Raw genomic sequence first — 1,114 nt, forward strand, 5'->3', positions numbered from 1 at the left:
GCTGTAGGCTGAAGGATGTCTTGCCGCCACCCGAATCCGACATGAGCCCGATGAGATTGCCGCGCCTGATATCGCCGAGCGCCGAGGTAATCTCGGGCAGGAACCAGGGGATTCGCGAGGATGCATCACCGCTCGACTTGGCCGCCTTGGTGACCGCATTTGGCAAGATGACGCCATATTGCAGGGACGCGGCGCGCTCGTTCCCTTCCCTGGCAATGCGCGTGAGCTCGTCAGCCGTCGCGCCGATGATCTTCTCCGGCGTCATGTCGACGGGCATGTTGCGGGCCAGCGCGTCGAGATCGTTCGCCGCTGCAATGAGCTGGTGCCTGGCCCACATCTCGATGATGCCGCGGGCGTAGTCGTAGGCGCCGGATGTCGTGACCGCCTCGGAAAACAGCCGGATCACATACTGGAACATGGTCAGTTCCCCGACCATCTCCTCGGCAGGAATGTAGGGCTTGATGGTGATCGGATTGACCGGCCGACCCTCGGCGATCATCGTGCCCATCACCTCGTAGAGCGTTCCATGCAGCCGTTCATGGAAGTGCTGGGGTTTCAGGAACCCGGCCACACGCCAATAGGCGTCATTGGTGTGTAGGATGGCGCCAAGCAGTGCGGCCTCCGCTTCGATCGCGTCGGGCAGTGGCGCTTTGAAATCTCGGGGGTGGGCGTTCAAGCGACCTCAATCATCCGAACAAGGCGAGCTGCGCCGGCGGAGCCGCGCTCGGCGATGCGAGTTGCGAGAGTGCGGATCGCATACGCTGCCGCCAGAGGAACAACGCCGTTGCCGAGCATGCGAAGTCGGTCCACGCGAGCAATGTCCAGCCGGGAGGCCAGCCCATCAGCCACTCGACGAAAAGCGGGTTCAAACTCCGGCGCTCGGTCGAGTGCATCTCTCCAACCGGATATGTCGGCCGGCCCCGGAGGGAAGAGGCCAAGTCCAGCGTGTCGTTCATCGACTTTGAATTGCCCGGCTGATGACTCTCGCCGAAGCTCAACGACGTCGGCGTCGGCCATTGGTGCGCTTGGGCTGGCAGCGGCATCCCTCCCGCTCCAAACGCCTGGTTCGGCCCGCCCTTCTCGCCGTCCGTTGCTCGCGGCGTCGACCACAGTT

The 1,114-nt window shown here is 63.6% G+C and carries 2 protein-coding genes; both read right to left on the reverse strand.

Annotated elements, in window-relative coordinates; all coding sequences use genetic code 11:
- Positions 1-676, reverse strand: a 676-nt coding sequence (locus FJ980_RS33455; RefSeq protein ID WP_281406365.1) for a DnaB-like helicase N-terminal domain-containing protein, incomplete at its 3' end; no start/stop codon positions are given.
- 10 nt (positions 677-686) lie between these two features.
- A partial coding sequence (locus tag FJ980_RS35045) for a hypothetical protein (protein WP_210243788.1) occupies positions 687-1,114 on the reverse strand: 428 nt, incomplete at its 5' end.

It is taken from the genome of Mesorhizobium sp. B1-1-5, assembly GCF_006443065.1.
Lineage (GTDB): Bacteria > Pseudomonadota > Alphaproteobacteria > Rhizobiales > Rhizobiaceae > Mesorhizobium.